We start from the raw sequence: 22821 nt of genomic DNA on the forward strand, positions 1-22821 counted from the left end.
TTTACCCTTCTCTCCGTCTCTTTAATAAAATCAGCGCAAATGCAGGCGCCCCGATAAGTGAGGTGATCACCCCGATCGGCAGTTCCGATGGGGCAATGATCGTTCGTGCCACAAAATCCGCCAATATTAAGAATCCACTTCCTACCAACAATGACAAAGGAAGCAGATGTTTATGGTCAGGCCCCCAAATCTTTCGGACAAAATGAGGAATGACCAATCCTACAAAGCCAATCGCCCCTGAAACGGCAACGGCTGCCCCTGTCAATGTCGAACCGGCTATCAAGATCCACATTTTCCGCCGCTTAACATTCACACCTAAGTGCTTTGCCCGGTCTTCCCCGAAAGTCATCGCATTCAATTCACTTGTATTCATGATCAAAATCAATGATCCAATGATAAAAAACGGCAAAATGATTGCAATGTAATTCCAACCTCGCATTGAAACGCTTCCCATCAGCCAGCCGATGATTTGTCTTAATTCGTCACCCGTCAGCGCAATCATCAATGAAATGAAGGCACTTAAAAATGAGCTGAAAATGATTCCCGTTAAAATGATCGTTTCCACTTTCATCGATCGATCCATTTTTTTTGCGAAAGTCAGTACGCAAAGCATCGTGAGCACTGAGCATAAGATGCTCAATGCCGGAAGAGTATATAAACCGATGAACGGCAGTGAAATATTCAAGAATATTGTCAATACGGCGCCTACCGATGCTCCTGATGAAATACCCAATGTGTAAGGATCAGCGAGCGGGTTCCGGAGCAGTCCCTGAAAAGCCGCACCCGCAATCGCAAGTGATGCCCCGACCAAACCCGCAAGCAATACACGCGGCAGGCGGATGTTCATCACGATATTCGTAAGCATCACATCCGGATCAGCAGAAATCGGCAAATGGAAAATCTCCTTGCCGATTATTTGTATAAGTACGGGAATCGGTACTGGCACCGAACCAAAGGAAATGCCTATCGTCATCGCGAATAACAAAATGAACAACGCAATCAAATAAGCAAACGCCCATTTAGTTGTCAAATTGGTTCGGATAGACTGATTTGGCAAGTTCCTCTACTCCCTCTATTAAACGTGGACCGGAACGGGTCACCAAGTCTGAATGGACATCAAAGACTTGGCCATTCTTAACGGCATTTACGTCTTGCCATCCCTTTCGGCCCGTCACTTCACTAACTGGATCTTTCGTATAATAACCATACGTTGTAATGATGACATCCGGATTTGCAGCAATCATCGACTCTTCATCAATTTTTGCCCATCCGTCCAATTCTGCAGCAGCATTATCCGCTGAAATAATGTTAAGCATCTCATTCATGAAAGTATTTTTTCCAGGTGTGTATATTTCCGGTGAAGGCGAAACTTCCACTAAAACGGTCTTCCTATCCTCTTCCATTACGGATTTGGCCTTTTCCTGGATATCCTTGAGCTTCGTTTTCATATCCGTAACGATTTCTTTTGCCTTATCCTGTTCCCCCGTTGCCTGTCCAATCATTTCAATAGACTTATAGACTTGGCCAAAGCTTTGTGCATCATTGACTACGAGGACATCTATACCAGCATCCTTAAGCTGCTGTAAACCCTCATTCGAATTATGGGCACTTGATGCATGCGCAAGAACAAGATCAGGCTTCATGGAGACAATCAGCTCCGTGTTCATTTCCATTCCGCCAACTTTTTCAATTTCTTTCGTTTCTTCCGGGTAATTATCATTGTCGGAAACACCAACGACCTTTTTTCCCAATCCAAGTGCAAAGACCACTTCCGTATTACTTGGTATCAACGAAACGATTTTCTTCGGTTTTTGTTCTATCGTCACTTTTTCCCCAGTTGCATCTTTAATCGTAATCGGAAAAGCTTCGTGTTGAGCATGATTCGTTTGCTGCTTTTCTTTTCCTTCATCAGCAGCGTCACTGCAGCCAACCATCAATCCTGCAGTAAGCAACATCAACAGTATCAGACCAAAAATTTTCTTCATTTTCATTCCCCACAATCTTTTCATTTAATTTCTTCCCACCTGTAATTAAGAAAACGCATTGTTGGAAGATGCCCCCAAAACAAAAAGCACCTCCCGTTAAACGGAAGGTGCTTGCATGGCAACAATATCATTACGGACTCTTTCTCAGGGTCTGCCACACACCTTCCCATCCGCGTAGGTTACAGGTGTACGAATTCTGGCAGGTCTCCTGGCTCATGGTCATCGTCAACGGCACCTTCCCATATCTCATACAGTGGTACACAGCCGTCAGCTCCCATTTACAGTGGCGGGACCGCGTTGGCATTTCACCAACTTCCCTTTTAAGTCATTAAGACACCAAATCGTTCTTATGTATATAATTTTCACTGCCTTCATTATACACCATGTAAGAATCGATTATTATATGATTTTTCTGAACAAGTTCGAAATGACCCGTCCACCTTCAATGATTTGAAGAATTTTCAATCAGTGACGCAAACCCATCGACTGATAACCCGGGTGAAATCCGAACTCGATGCAGGGCATGCATCCCTTGGTCCCTTGAAGCTCCCCCAGGTTCGGTGGTGACTGCCATCTTGTATCCCGCTTCTTCTGACAGCGCTAGACTCTCTTCATTATACCGGCCAACCGGATAGGAAAGCACTGTCGTGTCCTGGTCGAGCTTACGGTCGAATAGCTCTTTCGACTGAACCATTTCCGCTTCTTGCTGTACTGCCGTCATGCGGTTCAGCTCCAAATGGTTGATGGTATGGCTTTCGATCGAAATCCCATTCCTGCTCATCACCAACATTTGATCTTCAGTCAGGTGATGACCTTTATCAATGGACTTACCGATCATGAAGACAGTTGCTTTCATATCATTTTCTTTTAATATCGGAAAAGCCTCCGTGTAGTTATCTGTATAGCCATCATCAAAAGTAAGCCAGACACACTTCTCACTCGGCATCCGATTCTCGGTTAAAACGAGGTATGCTTCTTCAGGGGATAATGTATAGTAACCATTCTCCCGAAGCCAAGCCATCTGTGCTCGGAATTCCTCAATTGGAACCCGAAGTCCATTCCCTTCAGAAATGCTGTGATACATCAAGATTGGAAGCCTGACCGCGGACTTGGCCATTATCCAGTCTCCCGTATCGATCTGGCCATCCAAATCCTGACCAGTCTCAGTCCCATTCTCGGCCGCTTCGACCATTTCAATGTCATCTTCCGCAATCGGTGCAGCCGTTTTTATGCCTATACCCTCTACAATCCCTTGTGAACATCCAGGTAAAATTAAAATTCCCAGCAATGCCACCATCCATAAAACTCTATATCTTTTCACTATCATTCCCCTAATTTTTTCTAGTATAATAGTATCAGAATACTATTCGATAATAAAGTATTCCATTTAAAGAATTAATAGGAAAACAAAAGTGCATAGTGCCCTGCTGAGCATTTATGAAGATTTTTTTCATAAGTATGTGCTATAAGCTTGAAAAGTTTGCCTATAAGAAATATAATAAATAAGTCGTCGACTTAAATATATGTCCCAGTAGCTCAGCAGGATAGAGCGACAGCCTCCTAAGCTGTAGGTCGTAGGTTCGATTCCTATCTGGGACGCTAATTTGAAAAACCCTGTTACAATGCAGTTCTTCCGCATCGTAACAGGGTTTTTTTCTGTAATTTATGTGGCGGTCAGACAAAGTTAACCACTACTTCATCAATCCCTATAGATATAAAAAAATCCAAGCCCTGTAAAACACAGAACTCAGATATTTATTATATTTAGACTTCAAACAAATTCCAATTAGCTATACTTACTTTTCAATTAAACCTATCTCATTGATTTTTTCTTCAAAAACAGGTCCGAAACTTTCAGAATAAGTATTCGTTAAATGTCTATTGTCACGGTAAATTATAACATTACCTATAATGGGCTGGAATTTACCGTTTACCTTGAAGTAATCTGTTAAGTCAATTTTATGCAAGGATTTATTCTCTTTTTCAAATTGTCTCCAAAAGCTTTCGTCTTTCTGATTATCTGCTGAATTCATTTTTTTTGTAGTTTCTTCTAGTCCATCTGTTTCTAATGATTCCAGTACGTTAAAACTATATCTTGGATCATCACGAATCGCTAACACTTCAATACCATATTCATCTTTAACATACTGCAGCTGATCGACCATTTGTTGTTGTATTTTATTATTAGGCGAATCAGAAGCTGTGGCGTGAGAAATGACAAGATCTACATCTGCATCCTTTAGATAATCGAGAACATTATTGACCCAGATACCTTTCAAATCATCATCCGCATAACCTGTTGAAAAACGTGTACCTGAACGAGTCATATTCAATACACGATAATTATCATCTTTTGTTGCTTCTAAAATGGCACCTAACCAATGCTCTGAATGGGAACTGCCGATCAGGGCAATTGTAGCATCGTAATTTTCAGTTTTGCCATATTCCCCAATTTTCAAGTCACTTTCCTTTAACCCTTGGTTACTGCCGTCCAAATGCGCTTTTGGTAAATCATCAAAGACTTTAGAATATGACGGAATTGGTTCTTGATCAGGTATATCGTCAGGGTTTTTTACAGCTAACGCTCCTGGATAATTTTTATCGTTTATATTATTTTCCAACCTATTTTTATCTATATATACTCCAATTAAAAGAGATGCAATCAAGAGTACATTCACACTGCCCATTAACCCTATTCTCTTGAATGAGAATTTATTGTCCTTTGAGCTTCGGATTGGTTCTTCTATAAATCGAGTCATTAAAAACGAAAGGGCAATTGATGAAATGATAATAAGAGTTCCAACGATGAATCCTGGAGTTTCCTGGACATTATAACGGTAGAACTCCAATAATACCCAATGCCACAAATAGATTCCAAAGGCTATTCCACCTAGCTTCACCATTACCGGGGAACCTAAAAAGCGTTTGACACCATATTTCGTATCGCGTGTACCAGACAAAACAATGAATAATGCGCAGGTCATTGGCCATAAGGCAATATACCCTGGAAACATTTCAGATACATTAAAGACTATTCCAGTTAAAATTAATCCGATTAATCCGAGCCAGCCTATCACTGTAGCAATATATTTATTTACCTTGATTAATGATAAATTGATACAGAGCAAACTGCCTAAAGCAAATTCCCACACACGTGTCATCGTAATGAAATAAGCCCATGGCTGATTGACAGAGGTTAAATATATGGAATATATAAAAGAAGAAACAAATAATATGACTAAAATAGTATTGATTAATGTTTTAACTTTAGTTAATTTATATTTTTTTATTAAAAATAAAATTAAAGTGAATACCAAAAACCAGATGATATAAAATTGTCCTTGTATGGACAAAGCCCAAAAGTGTTCAACAGGCGTTTTCATTTGGCTGGAATCTAAATAATCCGTGCTCGAAAATGCCAATTGCCAGTTTTGGTAGAAAAACATGGAGGCAAATACTTCATGTATAGTTTTATCTAAAATTGATTTAGGTAATAAAAACCAACTTAAAACGAGAACAATTGCAAGAATAAAAAATACAGAAGGAAGTAATCTTTTCATTAACTTTGTGACATATGGCAGAAAACGATATTCCCCTGTTCGATTAATTGTGGAAACGATTGAAGTGGTAATAAGAAAACCTGAAATTACAAAGAATACATCAACCCCGCCGGAAACACGATTTAACCATATATGATATACCGCTACCAGCAGTGCCGCAACAACGCGTAACCCTTCGATCTCGGGTCTGAATTTACTCTCAATATTAATTAATGGTTGTTTCATTTGATTCTATCTCCTACTTTTTCGTCATGCATACAATTTAAAATTATATCACTTTACAATAATGATTTGTCAATATAGTAGAAAAGGTTCTTTAAAGTTCGGAGCTTCTTCCAACTTATCAACCAGGCCACTTACAGAAAATGTATGTTACCTGGATACGAAGCCCCCTCGCTTTTCCATTCATTGAAATAGAACGTTACTTTATAAAAAAGGTCAGTCCACCATGGACTAACGAAAACGTGGGCATGCTCCAACTGACCGGGTTTATTAAACTGTCAAATTCAAGAAAATCCCCGCAAAAAAAACGAACAATACAATTCACACTGTTTGATTGTAAAAGGAGGTTTGTTTTATTACATGGATTTCTGGATAAAATCATGTTTTTTTAAAAATATATGTTTTAACCTGTCCCGTCCGGGTATAAATATACTGTAAGACATTCTCACCAAAGGAGATGATGTGCATGATGAGTACAATCAGAAGCCAATGGAACAAAGAGAATGACGCAGCGGTGTTTAGTCCCGGTGATCAGCGTTAGAGTCAATGGAAGCGTTAGATGATAATCAAGTATGGGAATTACTAGTCTTCTCATCCAAAGGAGGAGGATACGATCATGAGTATTTACAGCCTATGGAATCCAGAGAATGATGAAGCAATTTTCAGTCCGGGTGATCAGAAACCATTCAGTACACTCACACGAGTAGATTCGGATAAACACACACACACTGACAAAACACTTGAATATGAATTACATGGCACCGTACTGAATGAAGTTTAACAGAAGCAGATATATGGAAAGGGATGGAGCACTCGCTCCATCCCTTTCTGCCGTCATTTTCATTCATAAGGATTTCGCCATTTCAAATAACCCCATAAAAAAAGAGCCCTTTCACCACGGAGCTAAAGGTGAAGGACTCTTTTCTTTTATTTATCGAATTTCAGTTTTGCTAAGGCATCCGCCAAAGCAGTATTGATCGGCTCTTCTTTATTTTGCTTTTTCATATAATTGGAGACTTCATTTTTGGATACTTTTTGATTTTTATTTTGCCCTCTTCGTTTATTGTAAGAAGAAAGTTTTTCGTGAAAACCGCACTTACAGGTGAATGTCTGTGCTTCTCCTTGACCGCGCATTTCCATCTTTTTGTGACATTGTGGGCATCTGGCATTTGTTACACGTGAAACACCTTTTTTGTGGCCACATTCTCGATCTTGGCAGACAAGCATTTTTCCCTTTTTACTTATTCACTTCAAGCATCAGCTTGCCGCAATCAGGACATTTCGTTCCTGACACGTTATCATGCTTGAATTTTTGGTCACTATTTTTGATTTCATGGACGATATTTTTGGCGTAGGCGCGCATATCGCCGATGAAAGCCTGTTTTGGCAGCTTCCCTTTTGCAATCGCGGTTAGCTTCTGCTCCCATTGAGCTGTCAAAGCTGGAGATCGCAGATCTTCAGGTGCCAATTGAAGAAGTTGTTTTCCTTTCGAGGTAACATGAAGGCCCTTTCCCCTCTTCTCGATCAGGAAGCTATTGAACAGCTTTTCAATAACATCAGCACGCGTTGCAACAGTTCCGATCCCGCCAGTTTCACCCAAGGTCTTGATGAGCTCTTTGCTTTCCCCTGCCATGAAACGAGCAGGATTCTCCATTGCCGAAAGAAGCGACCCTTCATTGAATGGTTCCGGCGGTTTCGTTTCACCCTCTGTTTGTTTCACGGTCGAAATGGTTAAATTGTCACTTTTTTGAACGTTCGGAAGCAGTTGCTCTGCAAGGCCATCTTTAGCTTCTTCCTCATCGAATTGGTGATCATAAACTTCCTTCCAACCTGACTTCAAGACGACCTTCCCTTTTGCCATGAACGTCTCCTGCCCCATTTTTGCGGTGATGGTCGTTTGTTCATATTCAAAAGGCGGCATCAATACAGCAAGGAACCTTTTCACGACCAAATCATAGATTTTCGATTCTTTGTCGCTCAGTTTTCCCGGCAGCGGTGTTTGCTCAGTAGGGATGATTGCATGGTGATCGGAAACCTTGCTATCATCCACGAACGATTTATTGACCTTAATCGGGCTGCGCAGGATCCTCGATGCATACTGGGCATATGGCTTGGAACGTGTGAAAGCTGGTGATACTCGACATTTCGCTATCATAAATATGTGTTTACAAGGTTTTAGTATGCATAATGTGGCTACACTAGCCGGTCATAATGAACTTAAAATTACGCAAGGTTATTTCAGTCATGCTAAACATTTCGCACAATCTTATGTATATAGGTTAGCTCAACTAAAACTTGAAACTAATATTAGCTATAAAATGGACAGCTCTATTGTAGGTTGGAAAAAGTATATTGTTCATAAATCTTTAATTGAGAGGAATAAAATAAATGAATCGCATGTAGGTATAGTTCAATATGGTTTTTGTTCAGAACTTAAAGATAATTTCCCGAACACTTGTATCGAATTTTGCGAGTTTTGTCCAAAATACATTTTCTCTCCTAGTGTGAATGAAAGAGAAGAAGCAATTAAATGGCTTTCTCATCACTCTAAAGATTTAGAAAAACGGATTGAAGAGTCTATTGCGCTCTTAGATAGCTTATTTTCATTACCACAAAGATATGGCCACGATTTAAATACAGCAGAAAGAAATTCAGCAGCTAAAAAATTACAACATTATATTGAATTAAAATCTAAAGTAGATGCTGATATTACAGGTGATATGAATGGTAAATACTAAACGAGGTAAACCACTAAAATGGTCTGATGAGGATTTAAAGCAAATTGCTTTAGAAGTTAAATACAAACAACCTAATCGTAAATTAACATCTCTACTATTAGAAAAGGAAACTGGGATAGGTAGAAATACTTGGAGCAGACGAATGAAAGAATTCATCGAACAATTAAATACACCTGTCCACATTCCTAAACTTGATGAAAGTGGTATTATAACTATTCCTAGCGTTGAAGAACTATTTTTAAAATACGGTACTAATACAATAGAGTTAAAAAATGAAATTGCAAAGCTTTTAAATATTATTAGCGATCTATATACTGACGCTAAACAATTACATACACTTAAAGAATCTGCGCATAAAATACAGTTAGAAAAGGATCAACTAAAAGAACAGCTATCCAAAACAACGGAGCAGAAAATACACTTCGAAGCACTTTATAATCAAATAGTTGCTGAAAGTTATTTTCCTCATTTATACGGTCGTTCAGAAAAGTTAAAACAAGCTAATGTAAAGGCTGAGGTTATTCCTTTACCAAAGCAAATTTCAAAAGTATTAGAATTAACTAATCCTAATGAAATTTTTCAAAATAAAATAGATTCTGGTACTACCAATGTAAACGAAAGAAAGATGAAAAAACTTGACGAGCTATTTAATCTTGACTTGGAAAACAGCTAAAATTATAAAGTTACAAATAAGAGCCTTACTAAACTATTCAAGTAAGGCTCAAAATAATTATAAAGGAGTTATACCAAATGAGTTATTACCTTTTTACTTTAAATCATCTTACTTGTTAGATTAATTGTTACAAATAACTTTTAAGTCTATACCGGTTGTTTCTTTAATGAAATTTTCTGTTACTCCTAATAAAGTTAATATATCATCATTGACATTTTTCTGTGAGATACTTGGTTGAACAATATAAATTTCATAAGACATGGGGATTTTCTTTTTAGCTTTAGTCTTTAGTGTTTCTAAAAATTCTAAATCACCTTTTTCCAATCGACTACACTGTTCACCAGAGTATGTCTTTACATGTCTTCTAAGTAAATGACTAAAAAATTCTTTGCCAGATTTATATTTCCATTGAGTAGATTTTTGGGCTTGTCCACAAACTTCATAAAGATTTGCAATTGCTGCAGATACTCTACCTTTTTGAGCGTATTTTAAATGGTAAAATTGTATTTTCAACTCATTTTCAACTTCTTTAATTGTTACAATATCCGCTATTTCACCGCTTCCATCATCATCGTAAATAACATCATAATCCTTTTCTTTTAAATATTGTATCATTTTATATTGTATAGAATCTTTTACTTTCGGATTAACATGTTGGGACTCTTTAGATATATCGACATTAGTCCAATCAAATGGAATTAATGCTTCTCTATTGTATAAATTGATTTCGTGCTTCAAAACAATATAATCGTTACGTGTCAATGAAGAACCATCTGCAAACCAAATAGTTGGAGTATAGATATCAAGAAAATCTAGAAGAGGCACTCTTTTAGAGCCATACTTTACTTGAACTTGATCTTCACTTGTAATTTCAAATCTAAAGTTTGGTACACCTTCATCAAAACCATCAATAAAATCATTAAATACTCTAAAATTAATAGGTATATAAATTTCTCCTATTTTTAGTTCAATTTCAATGTGGTCTTTAACATCAAAACTTTTTATACTTAACTCTACTTCACTTAAGTTTTTTTCAATATTTCCAACCTTAAATTGAAATCTAGTTTCGTTCTCCTTATATACTTCATAATCCCAATCAATACCTATTGGAACTACATCAGGAATTTCAGATATTCTTTCAGGGACTAAACATTCAATTAATACTTGATTTGGGTCAATTGATGAATTCGTTAATTTTTCTCCAACATTATTACACCATTTTTTTAGAGTAAATAAATTCCCTTGTAACTTAGTCCAGATCCGTCCCTTATAAGAACAACCAATATTAACTGGCTCCCCATTTTCAAATCCCGCTCCAACTACATATGACTTTTGACTTCTCTGTTTTTCCATTAATGGTATAGCTTCACTTAAATCACTACCTACACTCATACGATAGCGAATATCCTTAGCTAAGAAAAGTTTCATACCAACATTTTGTAACCTTAATCTGTCTATATTATAAAGTGACTTAAAAACCTGCATTTCATTGATTAGTTTTGCATTTTCTATTACTTGATTTGCTATTTCTTTGTATAGACTAGAATTATCCGAACTATTAATGTACAATAATTTTTGATCTGGGTTCCAAATTAAAATTATTAAAGTCCATGATAAATTATAGGTGTTTTTATCGTTTAACCAATCAAGAGAATTTTTTGAAGCATAAATAATCACGACCATATTTTCAGCCTTATTAATATCATAAAACACATACTCATAATTAGTATTTGACTCAAAATAAGTTTTTAATACCAAAGGTGACCAAGACTCACTCCTACCTACATATACAACTGTACTTAATTTCGGATGTATATTATTAAATGCAAAGTTAGATTGATTTATATTTTTAAAACCCTCAAGGAAATCTTTATACTCTACTTCAGATTCAACACTAGTGGAACTTATATTACTAATCAAATTATTCCAGTTTGCATCATTACTATATAAATCATCAAGTACTCCTGTAACTTCTAAATCAGCTATATTAGCAACAAATGCTGCTCTACCTAATACTTCATCGTGTTTCGTTCGAGTAAATCTCCCTATAAATTGTAATGTAATAGGCAAACTTTTTCTTATATCATGTAGTGCAGCAACTTTTAATTCGGGCAAATCAAAGCCCTCTCCTAACATATCTACACATACAATAATATTATATTTTTTATCAATAATTTCTTGATAAATGCCTTTTTGATTTTCTATTCCTGAATATATCAAGGCAGGAATTAAATCAGTCGTAGCTGTTAATTCTTTATATATTTTGAAAACTTCGAGTGCTCTATTTTTATTTGCACATCTAGCCATCAGAATATGAGGAAGATTATTACCTATATCATGAATTAACCTCTCAATAGCTACTTCCGCTACTACTCTATCAACCTTTTTACTATCGTATTCTTTAACAGCTATAAATTCTATCTCTGTAAAATAACCCTCTTTTTGTGCTTCTTCTAGAGGGTAATTAAATATAATCTTTCCATCTAAGCTTTTTCCATCATTCCTAAATGGAGTAGCAGTAAATTGAATTACTTTACTGTCTGCAAAAACCTTTCTAACAAATTCCCATGAAGCTGCTTTTACATGATGAGCTTCATCTATAAATACATTAGTACAATACTTTGAGAGTAAAGTTCTACTTTTCTCATCCATTCGAGATAAAATATTCATTGTGGTAATAATAACATTGGATTTTTCTAAAAACTCTTCCAATAACTCTGTAGAAGGAAACTTTTCATAAATCAAACCCACTTTCGGGTACATGGCACTTTTATTAACAATCCCAAATTCTTTTAATAAACCTAATTTTAAAAATTTATTGCCAACCTGGGCTCTTAAAGAATCACTTGGAACGGTAATTAAAAGTTTCTCACATTTGGCTGCTATTAATGTTGATAGCATTGTTTCTGTTTTACCCGTTCCTGTAGGCATTACTACTGTTGCTACATCACTTGGCACTTTTAGGTGGCTCAAAATTGAATATAACGCGCCGATTTGTGGTCTCCGAAGCCCCTTTTCTCCCCTATCTAAATTTTCCTCAATGAAATTAAATGCCCGATTCCAGCTATCTATAATTTCTTCATTATTGAATTCTCTAGAGAGTAAAGGATGTTTAACCCAATCCTTTATCATAATTTCCTCAACATTTAAATTTTGTTCAATTTTCATTTTCTCTATAAGAAGCACATGAGCTATTGATAGATCGAACACCTTTTTATCGGTGGTGAAGCAATATAATTCTTTTCCACACTTCAAATTAAAGAACATTATTTCTGCCTTAATAATTTCACCATTTATCTCTTTTCCACCTTCAAGTATATGGTCAATATAATTCCTACAACCTGTTTGTTTAAAAATTTTTTTTCGAACATCGGGTACTGTGATTTTCAAAATATCTCCCCATCCCATAATCACTTTTCTTCGAAATGTTATATATACCGGCGATCCTGCTATCACTCTCAACTTTTTAATAGAATTTTGATTAATAACTATTTTACTACCTTTATTCTATAAAATGGAAGCCAGCACTACTATTTGATAGTGCAGGCTCATACTTTTTCACTGAATAGGTTTTGTAATTTCTTCTATTTCTTTAATTAATATATGTGGTGAGACATTTAAAACTTCGCATAAAGAAAATAATGTAGATATACTCGGTTGCCTCTGGGCCCTTTCAAGTAAACCAATATATGTTCTGTCTAAATCACATTGCAGAGCTAATTGTTCCTGTGAAAGATTAGCTGCTTTTCTGTGCTTACGTAATACTTGTCCGAATGCTTCTGGAATTTTCATGACATCACCTCTTAGTTAATTAACTAAGGAAAACGCCATCCTATTCGACCGACTATAGTCATCAAAACTTAACGATGTTACAATATTAATCAGCCTAATTAAAATTTTGTCAGGAGTTATAGCTATGACTTATAAAAAATATGACGAGCAGTTTAAAAAACGTATTGTTAAATTACATATTGAGGGTAAATCTGTTCCGGATTTAGGGGCTGAATATGGAATATCCCCTACTTCTATTTACACATGGGTTAAGATTTATTCAAATATAGAAACTACAATTTCTCCTAAAAAGTTAAATGAGATTTCTAGAGAAAATATACGCTTAAAAAAAGAAGTTGAAATTCTCAAACAAGCGATGTCTATTATGTCCTCTAAATAGGAGTGTATAGGCAATTCCCTCCTTGAAATTATGTTATATTAGACGGTAAATAGTTAGTAAGGGAGTTTGAACAAATGTCAAAAAGTGTGGTAATTGCTGAGAAGCCTTCAGTTGCACGTGATATTGCAAATGTATTGAAGTGTAATAAAAAAGGTAATGGGTTTTTAGAAGGCGATAAATACATCGTTACGTGGGCATTAGGACATTTAGTTACACTAGCAGATCCAGAGGCATATGATATTAAATATAAAACATGGAAGCTAGAAGACCTTCCTATGCTTCCTGAACACATGAAGTTAGTTGTCATGAAACAAACTGGAAAGCAATTTAATACTGTTAAAACACAATTAAATCGCAGTGATGTGAATGAAATAATTGTGGCTACTGATGCGGGGAGAGAAGGAGAATTAGTTGCACGTTGGATTATTGATAAAGCAAAAGTTCATAAGCCAATCAAACGCCTCTGGATTTCTTCTGTAACAGATAGAGCTATTAAAGATGGATTCAATAACTTAAAGCCTGGTAAAGCTTATGAAGATTTATATATTTCTGCAGTAGCACGTTCGGAAGCAGACTGGTATATCGGATTAAATGCAACTCGTGCCTTAACAACAAAATTTAATGCACAATTAAACTGTGGACGTGTTCAAACACCAACAGTTGCAATGGTTGCAGCACGTGAAGAGGAAATTACGAATTTCAAACCTCAAACCTATTATGGAATTGAAGCCCAAACAGATGGACTTAATTTAACGTGGCAAGATGCAAACGGAAATAGTCGTAGCTTTAATAAAGAAAAGACCTATTCAATCGTGAAATCACTTGGAAGTAAAGATGCGACTGTTGTTTCCATTGACCGCAAAGCAAAGAAAACATTCGCACCTGGTCTATATGATTTAACAGAGTTACAACGTGATGGGAATAAACTCTTTGGCTATTCTGCTAAAGAAACATTGAACATTATGCAAAAATTGTACGAGCAACACAAAGTCTTAACTTATCCCCGTACAGATTCACGTTATTTATCTTCAGATATCGTTAGTACGCTTCCAGAGCGTTTAAAAGCGTGTGCTGTAGGTGAATATCGTTCTCTTGCAAATAATGTATTAAATAAGCCTATTAAAGTGTCAAAAGGGTTTGTAGATGATAGTAAAGTAAGTGATCATCATGCCATTATTCCTACTGAAGGTTATGTGAATTTTTCATCTTTCACTGATAAAGAACGTAAAATTTACGACCTTGTCGTGAAACGTTTTTTAGCTGTTTTATTCCCTGCATTTGAATATGAGCAATTAACCGTGCAAACGAAAATCGGTGATCAAAAGTTTATCGCTAAAGGAAAATTAGTGATTAATTCTGGCTGGAAAGAAGTTTATGCAAACCATTTTGATGATGAAGAATCTATAGATGATGTAAAAGATCAGCTATTACCTCGTATTGAGAAAGACGATGTATTAAAGACAAAATTAATAACTCAAACGTCAGGCCAAACAAAGCCCCCTGCACGCTTTACTGAGGCGACTTTACTATCAGCAATGGAAAACCCTACGAAACACATGAAAACAAACGATAAAAAGCTTGTAGACACGTTAAAATCGACTGGAGGGCTTGGTACAGTAGCCACTCGTGCTGATATCATTGATAAATTATTTAATTCGTTCTTATTCGAAAAACGTGGCGGTAAGGAAATCTATCTCACATCTAAGGGACGTCAGCTTTTAGATTTAGTGCCAGAAAAATTAAAATCTCCTGCGACAACAGCTGAATGGGAACAAAAGCTTGAGCTAATCGCAAAAGGGAAACTGAAAAAAGATGTGTTCATCAATGAAATGAAAGATTACACAAAAGAGATTGTCAGTGAAATTAAAACTAGTGATAAAAGATATAAACATGACAATATCTCAACAAAATCTTGTCCAGACTGTGGTAAGCCAATGCTTGAAGTGAACAGCAAGAAAGGTAAAATGCTGGTCTGCCAAGATCGTGAATGTGGTCATAAAAAGAACGTGGCACGCGTAACCAACGCACGCTGCCCTCAATGTAAAAAGAAAATGGAACTACGTGGTGAAGGCGACGGTCAAATTTTCACATGTAAATGTGGATATCGCGAGAAACTTTCTGCTTTTGAAGCAAGACGAAAAAAAGAGTCTGGTGGAAAAGTGGATAAACGCTCTGTACAAAAGTACTTAAAACAGCAAGAAAAAGAAGCTGAACCGATTAATAATCCGTTTGCAGACTTATTAAAAGGTATGAAGTTTGATAAATAAATTAGTTCATCAATTAAGCATAGAGTGTATGCTGTTGAAGCATGGTAAATATCGAAAAAATATATGTCTGTATGGAAATAGTTACTAAATTATTACGTATCTTTCTGGAGTAACAGAAAAAAGCCCAACTTCTCAATTTTAAAATTGAAAAGTTGGGCTTTTTAATATTTTCGTTTCCTTAACGTTGTAAATCCACATTTTCCTGACACTACCCCATGCCCTCTTTGCTAAGAAAACAGGCCACCCCCAAAACGATAAATGTTACAAGAAGTCCAAAATTTCGTTTTGGGGTGCATAAAATTTTAACTTGATGGCGATGCGTCAGGACCCCAAATATAATAGTTATTAGGTTGCATGAAAAAGCCCTGAATTCAAAGACATTCTGGTGCATTTTGGTTCTTCTCTAGGATAGAGATGAATAATAAAAATTAATAACCTATCTCACTTTCAATTAACAATTTAAGATTATGTTTCTCTTGAAATTTGTGAATAAATACCTCTCCGAATTTTTCTATTAACTTACTATATTCCATCATTTTTTCTTTAGTTAAGTGTTTATTATATTTCGTCTCGTGAACTATCTTATGTCTAATATCGAGAATTTCTTTTAAAAGGAGCAGGATTGTTATAGTTTCATTTTTATAGTTTATATCTAATACCTCTTTCTTTAAATCAAAAGTAAGGAATTTTTTATATACATTAATCGCAGATTTTTCGTAATTAGGGTTCAGGTTTTGAAAACTACAAGATTTTTTTACATAATTTTCAATTTTCCTCTCATTACTTAGTTCTTTCTTTGGAAAACCTGTAAAATTTTCATAAGCCTTATCATTTGTCTCTAAATATTTCACAAAAAAATCTTTCAAAAATGTTTCAAAAATTGAAACGAATTGAGTAAGTAATCTGTTGTTGTTATGTAAAGATGGTGGAAGTTCGTACCTATCTAAGCTTACATCTAAAAATATTTGTCTTGTGTCTACTTTTTCGATTGAGTACCTGGCATTATATAATTCAACCTTAAAATTAACATATACCATACCGCAAGCTATTTCAGTTTTTGAAAGTTGAGGAATCTCGTTTTCTCTAAGCTCCCAAGTATTAAAATTTGGATCGTATACCTTGCCTCCATATAAATCCTGAATAGTTTTTATAATTTCGATTTGTTTGTTTCGGTCAGCATAACTGCAACCTAAGCGAGTTGAAGTGGCACAAAGTGTTTTATAGATATCTGTTTCTATAGCATGATCACTTAAATCTACATCATAACCAAATGAAAAATAGCACCCCCTAATAGATTCGTATTTTGGACCTTCCCATGAATAAAGATCTTCTCGTCCATAATGATTATATGGTCCTTCCTCTTTTTTAAAATCACAGCCGATAGCAATCTTATGAATCTCTTCCTTTTTGATATATTTATCTAACAAAAGATAATAGGTCTGTGCACTCAATTTAATTCCTCCTATATTTTTTGGTAATCACTACAATTTATAACAAATATAGGCGTGTATCATATAATGAATTAAAAGAAATATCAACTTGATCTATAATTTTTTATTTAGGTATAAAAAAAGAGAGCTTATTTGACCTCTTTAATGTTTGAATTTCTAGTATATTCCTCATAAGCTTTCTTCTGACGGTAATTGAAAGCTTTAATTTGATAATAATGCTGGTCACAAAAATACCCTTCCAGCTCACCATTGGTCCAACCATAAAGAGGTTTTAGCCATTCAACTTCATTACGGCTCCAAAGATTACTTTCCGTTACTGTTTCAAGCGATAGCAGTTGGCACAGAATAACTTTTGAAAATTCTGCATCGCCTTTATCAGCTGCTAAAAAAGAACGGTCGTAAATGTCATCGGTATAAGAGGATGACCGTCTTTGATATTCTAGGGGTCGTGTATGAAACGACGGTGAAGCATAGACAAGCTGCCTAGCGAAAAAATCGCGTTTTAATAGGCTTAGGCATGCCTATTTTTCCTCACTCGCTAGTTTTGAAACAAGGATCATTTCATATCTAGTAATTTACTTAGTTAGCTTGATGGGCATGCGACACTACCCCTTATTGAAGGTTATTTCTTCTACGATTTTAGATTCTCTTAACATATCGTATAGGGGTGATATTATTGTATTATTACAAAATGAACCATTTCTAATATCAGCGAAGGTAAAGTAAAGGTATGACTTTGCTCTTGAAAGTGCCACGAAAAATGTACAGGTATCTTCATTGGCTTGTTCAGTAAATTTCCAGAATGCTTCATCTTCAAACCCAACAAAAAAAACTGCTTCGTATTCTAAACCTTTACTTTTATGGATAGTCATAATTGGAATGGATGTTTTTCCTTCAAAACTATTAATAGCCTCGAACCAATTGCTCTTCTTTAAATAATATTGATACAAATAATTCGCTACATTATCTGTCAGCTGATTTATAAAATTTCCTTGGGCATACTGAGGATAAATTTTTTTTATTTTTTCCAGTTCGTAAAAATTTATAATATCTGAAATAATACCTCTAAATTCTTCAAAATGAGCTACTTGAATTAGATTATTTTTAATACTAGTTAGAAAAGATTTCAGTGTATAAACTATAATTGTAACGGATCCGTTAAGTGTCGTTCCTTTTTTTCCCAACAAAGACATTTTTATATCTAAAATATTTAACCAAGCATCGCTGTCTTTAACATTAAAAGAACTTTTTATAGTATCTATTATCAATATTACTACCGGTTCTTTTAATAAGTCCTGAAAAATGGCTTCATTTCGAGCTTCTATTTCTAATGACTTTAACTCTTTAATAATTTCTCTAGCATACGTATCTACAGTCTGTTTTACTAATATACATATTTCGTTAGGTGAAATCTCATTTTTTACTATAAGTTCTCTTATTTTGCTCGCAATTGCTGATGCTTCCTCTGAATAATTTTCAAAGTACCATAACTCAGCTATCCCGTCTTCTTTAGACCATTTTGAGCTAGCTATTGGCACGAAAGCTTCTTCTTGTAGATAATTATTAACTACTTTTTGAATTTCCAACAATCTAGGAGCAGAACGATGATTCATTAATAAACTGTACGTTTCTGTTTTAAAATCGTTTATATACGTCTCAAAGATATCCGTTTTAGCTCCAGCCCAAACCATTATTCGTTGTCTGTTATCTCCTACAGCAGTGATAGCAGCCCTTGAAGTCAGGAAGCAGGTCTTAACCAATTCATATTGATATGAGGTAGTATCTTGAAATTCATCTAGAAAAACATGACTATAGGTTTGCTGCAAAGATTTTAATATTAAAGGATTTGATTTCAAGATGTAGTTAGCGATATAACTTATCATTGTAAACGTCAACTTTGAAGGATTATTATCGTCTTCTTTAATAAGATAATCCCAGACGTTCTCTAAAAGTTCATTATCTCGAATAGGTAATATTTGGCTGTACAAATGAGCTTCTATTCTCTTTATAAAGTCGGATCTTTTTTCACCTTTTAAAGGGAAAATTTTAAAATAAGCATATGCACTAACAATGTCCTTAGTGGTAGCTATTTCATAATTTATCCCTGGCCTATACTTTGTATCTATAGCAGATATAAAATGATCTACTATATTTTTGGCAAAAGAGTCAAAAGTTTTTGATACAAACCTTATACCAAGTTCATTTCCTACTCTCAAGTCCACTCTTTTTTTCAAGTTTTCCGCGGCGTCTTTTTTAAAACTTATTGCTAGTATTTTTCGAGGCTTTCTACACATATTCGTTTCTAGTAAAAAACAGGCTTTTTGTGCTAACAACTCAGTCTTTCCTGCACCCGGTCCCGCAACTACTAAACTGTTATTTAGCTGCTTTACTGCTAACATTGCATTCTCTTCTAATATTATTTCTCCTTTTGGAATCCAATCCTCCAAGGAAACACGCATTAGCTGATTCCACCTTCATAAATATTTTGCTTTTGAATTTTTATTTTAGCTTTCCCAGCTAATCTTTTTAAAACAGGTGGTATTGATTCTCTTAAAACTTCAATATCTATATTGCTTATTGCTTGTATATGTGTAACTGGTTTTCCACGCCCCAAAAAGAAATAGCCATACCAAATCATTAATTCTTTTTGTTTCTCTGTATAACTATCGCCATTTCCGCCTTCTTCTTTTAACGCTTTTCTAATATCCTTTATTAATCTTTGTTGATACTCATTCGACTCTTGCTGTTCCTTAGTTAAATCTTGAATTTTAACTGATAAATTTTCATCTATTTTCAGACGTGGTCCCTCATTACTTTTAATGATTCCAATATAATTTTCTAAAAAACTTTCTAACATTAAGAAATCAATATCTAAAGGATTAGAAAAATAAACATTATATTTTTCGAGAAACTCACACCACTTATTAAGAATTTCGATATCCGTTTCTATTTCATCCAAACCCCAAGTATGCATTTGATCCAATTGTTCAAGTGTAAGAACAATCCCACTTTCCAACTTTAATATTTTTTCTTTACTGGCACCCATTTCAATGAGCTGTTTTAACACATATTTTATTCTTCCCCATCCTCCACCACTACGTTCCCTATCCAAATCTAATAGTGTAATGAAAGGTATGTTCAGTTGATGTAATAGTTTCCAAAAGTGGTTAACATGTCTTCCACCTAGAGGAACTACAGAAACTCCACTTGCATCTAAATCTCCATTTAACAATGATAAAAATTTAGGTAATAGAATTTCTTCACTATCACCTTCTCCTAAAATTACTAATGAAGAAAAATAAAGTTCCGGATAAGCCTTTACTGCTTCTTTTACATATTTAAAGGCTTCATCTTCTTTGGAAGGTAACAAAATTTCACGTACAATTGTTGAGCTACTTTCTTTATTAATTCTCAAATGTCTCACTTTAGAAGGATCAACTCTTTTTATTATAGACGGACTATGAGATGTTAGAAGAATTTGAGAGTTCTCTCTACTTCCTAAACTTTTAAGATTATTAATAACATTCCCCAATAAATGTGGACTAACATGATTCTCCGGTTCTTCCACTAAAACTAACGTTAATGCAGGAGGATCTATATTAAGAATTCGATTTTCTTCTTCAACATTATTAATTATTTCTTCAATAGCTTGATTTTCTAATTCTAATAGCGAATCTACTAAACTTAAATAAAACAAAGATTTAAGGCCATCTCCTAAATCTGATACTGTAAATGCTTTTTCTGTATGGGTTGGTGTGAACTCAACCTCTAATTTTTTTAGTATACTTTCTAACTCATTACTACCAAATTTAATACTTGCATTATTATATCGGTGATCATAATGATACATTTTCCACTGCTCAGCTATAATAGTTTTAATTGCTGATATTCCATTTTGATCTGCAATTACTGCATCTAATGCTTCAATCTTACTTTTAATTAAATTTTCGTCACTTTTTTTCCAATTTATCTGTTTTAAAATTCTCCATAAAATAGTACCTGTCGCGTTTTTTAATTGTTCGGATGGATTTCTTACTGCAGGAACATAAATAACCTTTATTTTTGATCTGTCGTGGGCAGAGATTGGTTTCAGATGATTCTCACTATCTTCACTCTCGGGACAAGCAATATAATAAATTTTATAATCAATACTTCCCTCTGGATCATAACCTTGCTTCCAAGTTGCCTCTAATAATATTCTGATATAGGGTACTCCACCTGGATCAGATACTACAAAATTTTCAAAGTAAATGGGTATAGCATAGCTTTCTTTATTATCTTCTAAAGGTGTAAAATCAAACTTTGCTTCAATCTTAAAGTAATTCTCATCTATTTCTTCAGCTGTTTGGTTATGCAAGAGATGAAAATCTGATTTTTTAATATCTTTACTATCACCCAATAGTTTTAGTATTGCATTCAATATAGTGGTTTTCCCTGAACTATTAGCTCCTATTAATGCCGTTAAATCATCAATATTTATAGTCGTAGGGATAGGTCCGAAGGATCTAAAATTTTCAATTATTAGTTTTGTTAATTTCATATTACACCTCATCTAATGTGCTCATTTTACCATATTATAACATGTAAAATGAGCACATTAGATGAATAATGTACTTTTGTACAATTGAATTTTATAGAGATAAATTAACAATAGTTCAATAATAATCTCACTGACATCTCAGTCCTGCCTCCATTTTAAATGGTGAATTAGCTAAAGAGAATGGTACCGGTTTACCTTTATTCATACTTCTCCTTAACTTAACTTTTTTTCGATTATTAATCTCCATAAAACACCTCTTCTACCAGAAACTATTAACTATAGAAATCACTTTATAAATGGTTTATAATTCCAAAAGCACCTTCTTTCCAATCGACTTTACTATAAATACAGAAGAATATTTTTAAATCGGAGGCTATATGAATAAACTTTGGATACTCATTGATAATATGGATACAAAAAAAGGAATGGGACATTCAATAATGTATCTTGCTATCGCCTGCATTTTTTCCATAATTCATTTTTATTTGTTTTACATATTTGCAGGTGTATTAGCACTACTTTGGGTTTTAAAAGCTATAAGGCTATATATTTCATTGAGGAGACTAGATTTCCTAGATATTAAAGAAAAAGACTATAAGACAGATCGACAAGAAAGAGGGAGTTTTTTAGTAATAATATCAGCTTTTACTTTTTTAATAATATTAATTTTAAAATATAGGCCAAATTCAGAAGCATTTTGGGATAGTATACATGGATTCTCAATATTATGTATCTCCATTTGCATTTTCTTTAGTGGTGTTGCAATATACTATAATTGTTTTATTCTGAGATTTATCAGTATATTATGCACTACATTTTTTGGAGTACTGGTAATACTTTTAGTAATCACTTCAATATTAGACGTTTTATTATGGGTAATGAACTGGGCAATGGACGGAGGTAATATAGAATATTCAAATAATTTTAATTTTATATCTTTTTTTGAACCTACTAATTTGATACTTAACTCATATATGTTTGAAGTAAATGACTTATTCGATTTCATTATAATAAGCATATACTCCATTATCTTTTTAAGTTTTATAATTTTAATACATCCACCCTATCAGCTTGAACAACTCGGTAATGTTTTAAAAATAAGCAATATCATTATTTCAGTAATTTCCACTCTTATTTTTTTCTTTGTAAGTATGAAATTCTCTAGTATTTCATTACCAGAATATAAGGAACTCACCCTATCAATAGTAGAAAGC

General features: G+C 34.5%; 15 protein-coding genes, 1 tRNA gene, 2 pseudogenes and 1 riboswitch. Of the genes and pseudogenes, 8 read left to right on the top strand and 10 right to left on the bottom strand.

Annotated features, from left to right (window positions below; genetic code table 11):
* Nucleotide 1: 1 nt before the first annotated feature.
* The 3 genes from ACFVSH_RS04290 to ACFVSH_RS04300 form a co-directional block, all read right to left on the bottom strand.
* Nucleotides 2–1057, bottom strand: coding sequence for a FecCD family ABC transporter permease (locus ACFVSH_RS04290; protein ID WP_076368413.1), 1056 nt, complete (start codon nt 1055–1057; stop codon nt 2–4).
* Complete coding sequence (locus ACFVSH_RS04295) at nt 1020–1985, bottom strand: ABC transporter substrate-binding protein (RefSeq protein ID WP_483878299.1); 966 nt, start codon at nt 1983–1985, stop codon at nt 1020–1022. The genes ACFVSH_RS04290 and ACFVSH_RS04295 overlap by 38 nt, the downstream gene beginning before the upstream one ends.
* 181 nt (nt 1986–2166) lie before the next feature.
* Nucleotides 2167–2339: riboswitch (cobalamin riboswitch) on the bottom strand.
* A gap of 88 nt (nt 2340–2427) precedes the next feature.
* A complete protein-coding gene (locus ACFVSH_RS04300; RefSeq protein WP_387705057.1) occupies nt 2428–3282 on the bottom strand; it encodes a polysaccharide deacetylase family protein in 855 nt (284 codons plus the stop codon).
* Between the two features lie 228 nt (nt 3283–3510).
* On the opposite strand from ACFVSH_RS04300, the gene ACFVSH_RS04305 reads away from it, so the two are divergent.
* Nucleotides 3511–3584 (top strand) — tRNA-Arg (locus ACFVSH_RS04305).
* A 197-nt stretch (nt 3585–3781) separates the two neighbouring features.
* On the opposite strand, the gene ACFVSH_RS04310 is transcribed toward ACFVSH_RS04305, so the two are convergent.
* Nucleotides 3782–5770, bottom strand: coding sequence for an acyltransferase family protein (locus ACFVSH_RS04310; RefSeq protein WP_387705033.1), 1989 nt, complete (start codon nt 5768–5770; stop codon nt 3782–3784).
* 613 nt (nt 5771–6383) lie between these two features.
* Here ACFVSH_RS04310 and ACFVSH_RS04315 point away from each other — a divergent pair.
* Nucleotides 6384–6548, top strand: coding sequence for a hypothetical protein (locus ACFVSH_RS04315; RefSeq protein WP_260285827.1), 165 nt, complete (start codon nt 6384–6386; stop codon nt 6546–6548).
* Nucleotides 6549–6694: 146 nt separating this feature from the next.
* Here the strand turns inward: ACFVSH_RS04315 and ACFVSH_RS04320 are convergent.
* Nucleotides 6695–7880: pseudogene (locus tag ACFVSH_RS04320) on the bottom strand (DNA topoisomerase); the annotation flags it as partial.
* Between the two features lie 67 nt (nt 7881–7947).
* On the opposite strand from ACFVSH_RS04320, the gene ACFVSH_RS04325 reads away from it, so the two are divergent.
* Complete coding sequence (locus tag ACFVSH_RS04325; protein ID WP_387705035.1) at nt 7948–8505, top strand: hypothetical protein; 558 nt, start codon at nt 7948–7950, stop codon at nt 8503–8505.
* Entirely contained in the window at nt 8492–9178 is a 687-nt protein-coding gene (locus ACFVSH_RS04330; RefSeq protein WP_387705037.1) for a hypothetical protein, read from the top strand. Before ACFVSH_RS04325 ends, ACFVSH_RS04330 begins: the two co-directional genes overlap by 14 nt.
* 120 nt (nt 9179–9298) lie before the next feature.
* Here the strand turns inward: ACFVSH_RS04330 and ACFVSH_RS04335 are convergent, their stop codons facing one another.
* Entirely contained in the window at nt 9299–12568 is a 3270-nt protein-coding gene (locus tag ACFVSH_RS04335) for a DEAD/DEAH box helicase (protein ID WP_387705039.1), read from the bottom strand.
* Nucleotides 12569–12736: 168 nt separating this feature from the next.
* The gene (locus ACFVSH_RS04340) at nt 12737–12970 is read right to left on the bottom strand and encodes a helix-turn-helix domain-containing protein (protein WP_387705041.1); all 234 of its coding nucleotides are present in this window, start codon (nt 12968–12970) and stop codon (nt 12737–12739) included.
* 124 nt (nt 12971–13094) lie between these two features.
* Between ACFVSH_RS04340 and ACFVSH_RS04345 the strand changes: the two genes are divergently transcribed.
* Together ACFVSH_RS04345 and ACFVSH_RS04350 are read left to right on the top strand one after the other, a co-directional pair.
* Nucleotides 13095–13349, top strand: coding sequence for a transposase (locus ACFVSH_RS04345; RefSeq protein WP_387705043.1), 255 nt, complete (start codon nt 13095–13097; stop codon nt 13347–13349).
* Nucleotides 13350–13423: 74 nt separating this feature from the next.
* Complete coding sequence (locus tag ACFVSH_RS04350; RefSeq protein ID WP_387705045.1) at nt 13424–15616, top strand: DNA topoisomerase III; 2193 nt, start codon at nt 13424–13426, stop codon at nt 15614–15616.
* A gap of 428 nt (nt 15617–16044) precedes the next feature.
* Here the strand turns inward: ACFVSH_RS04350 and ACFVSH_RS04355 are convergent, their stop codons facing one another.
* Nucleotides 16045–17067: a HEPN domain-containing protein gene (locus ACFVSH_RS04355; RefSeq protein WP_387705047.1), complete on the bottom strand. Its 1023-nt coding sequence runs from the start codon at nt 17065–17067 to the stop codon at nt 16045–16047.
* Nucleotides 17068–17356: 289 nt separating this feature from the next.
* Between ACFVSH_RS04355 and ACFVSH_RS04360 the strand changes: the two are divergent.
* Nucleotides 17357–17554, top strand: a pseudogene (locus tag ACFVSH_RS04360) (IS4 family transposase); the annotation flags it as partial.
* Nucleotides 17555–17672: 118 nt separating this feature from the next.
* Here the strand turns inward: ACFVSH_RS04360 and ACFVSH_RS04365 are convergent.
* Together ACFVSH_RS04365 and ACFVSH_RS04370 are read right to left on the bottom strand one after the other, a co-directional pair.
* Nucleotides 17673–19526: a UvrD-helicase domain-containing protein gene (locus tag ACFVSH_RS04365; RefSeq protein ID WP_387705049.1), complete on the bottom strand. Its 1854-nt coding sequence runs from the start codon at nt 19524–19526 to the stop codon at nt 17673–17675.
* A complete protein-coding gene (locus tag ACFVSH_RS04370; protein WP_387705051.1) occupies nt 19526–21607 on the bottom strand; it encodes an ATP-dependent nuclease in 2082 nt (693 codons plus the stop codon). The genes ACFVSH_RS04365 and ACFVSH_RS04370 overlap by 1 nt, the downstream gene beginning before the upstream one ends.
* 377 nt (nt 21608–21984) lie before the next feature.
* Between ACFVSH_RS04370 and ACFVSH_RS04375 the strand changes: the two genes are divergently transcribed.
* Nucleotides 21985–22821: hypothetical protein (locus ACFVSH_RS04375; protein WP_387705053.1), on the top strand; the 837-nt coding region annotated here is incomplete at its 3' end.

This window comes from Peribacillus sp. NPDC058002, assembly GCF_042886655.1.
Classification (GTDB): Bacteria; Bacillota; Bacilli; order Bacillales; family DSM-1321; genus Peribacillus; species Peribacillus aracenensis.

Excerpts from the sequence above, each read along its gene's own strand:
- ACFVSH_RS04300 (WP_387705057.1), bottom strand. The coding sequence starts at position 3,282 with ATGGTGGCATTGCTGGGAATTTTAATTTTACCTGGATGTTCACAAGGG.
- ACFVSH_RS04370 (WP_387705051.1), bottom strand. The coding sequence starts at position 21,607 with ATGAAATTAACAAAACTAATAATTGAAAATTTTAGATCCTTCGGACCT.
- ACFVSH_RS04340 (WP_387705041.1), bottom strand. The coding sequence starts at position 12,970 with ATGAAAATTCCAGAAGCATTCGGACAAGTATTACGTAAGCACAGAAAA.
- ACFVSH_RS04350 (WP_387705045.1), top strand. The coding sequence starts at position 13,424 with ATGTCAAAAAGTGTGGTAATTGCTGAGAAGCCTTCAGTTGCACGTGAT.
- ACFVSH_RS04315 (WP_260285827.1), top strand. The coding sequence starts at position 6,384 with ATGAGTATTTACAGCCTATGGAATCCAGAGAATGATGAAGCAATTTTC.
- ACFVSH_RS04345 (WP_387705043.1), top strand. The coding sequence starts at position 13,095 with ATGACTTATAAAAAATATGACGAGCAGTTTAAAAAACGTATTGTTAAA.
- ACFVSH_RS04325 (WP_387705035.1), top strand. The coding sequence starts at position 7,948 with ATGCATAATGTGGCTACACTAGCCGGTCATAATGAACTTAAAATTACG.
- ACFVSH_RS04330 (WP_387705037.1), top strand. The coding sequence starts at position 8,492 with ATGGTAAATACTAAACGAGGTAAACCACTAAAATGGTCTGATGAGGAT.
- ACFVSH_RS04295 (WP_483878299.1), bottom strand. The coding sequence starts at position 1,985 with ATGAAGAAAATTTTTGGTCTGATACTGTTGATGTTGCTTACTGCAGGA.
- ACFVSH_RS04365 (WP_387705049.1), bottom strand. The coding sequence starts at position 19,526 with ATGCGTGTTTCCTTGGAGGATTGGATTCCAAAAGGAGAAATAATATTA.
- ACFVSH_RS04310 (WP_387705033.1), bottom strand. The coding sequence starts at position 5,770 with ATGAAACAACCATTAATTAATATTGAGAGTAAATTCAGACCCGAGATC.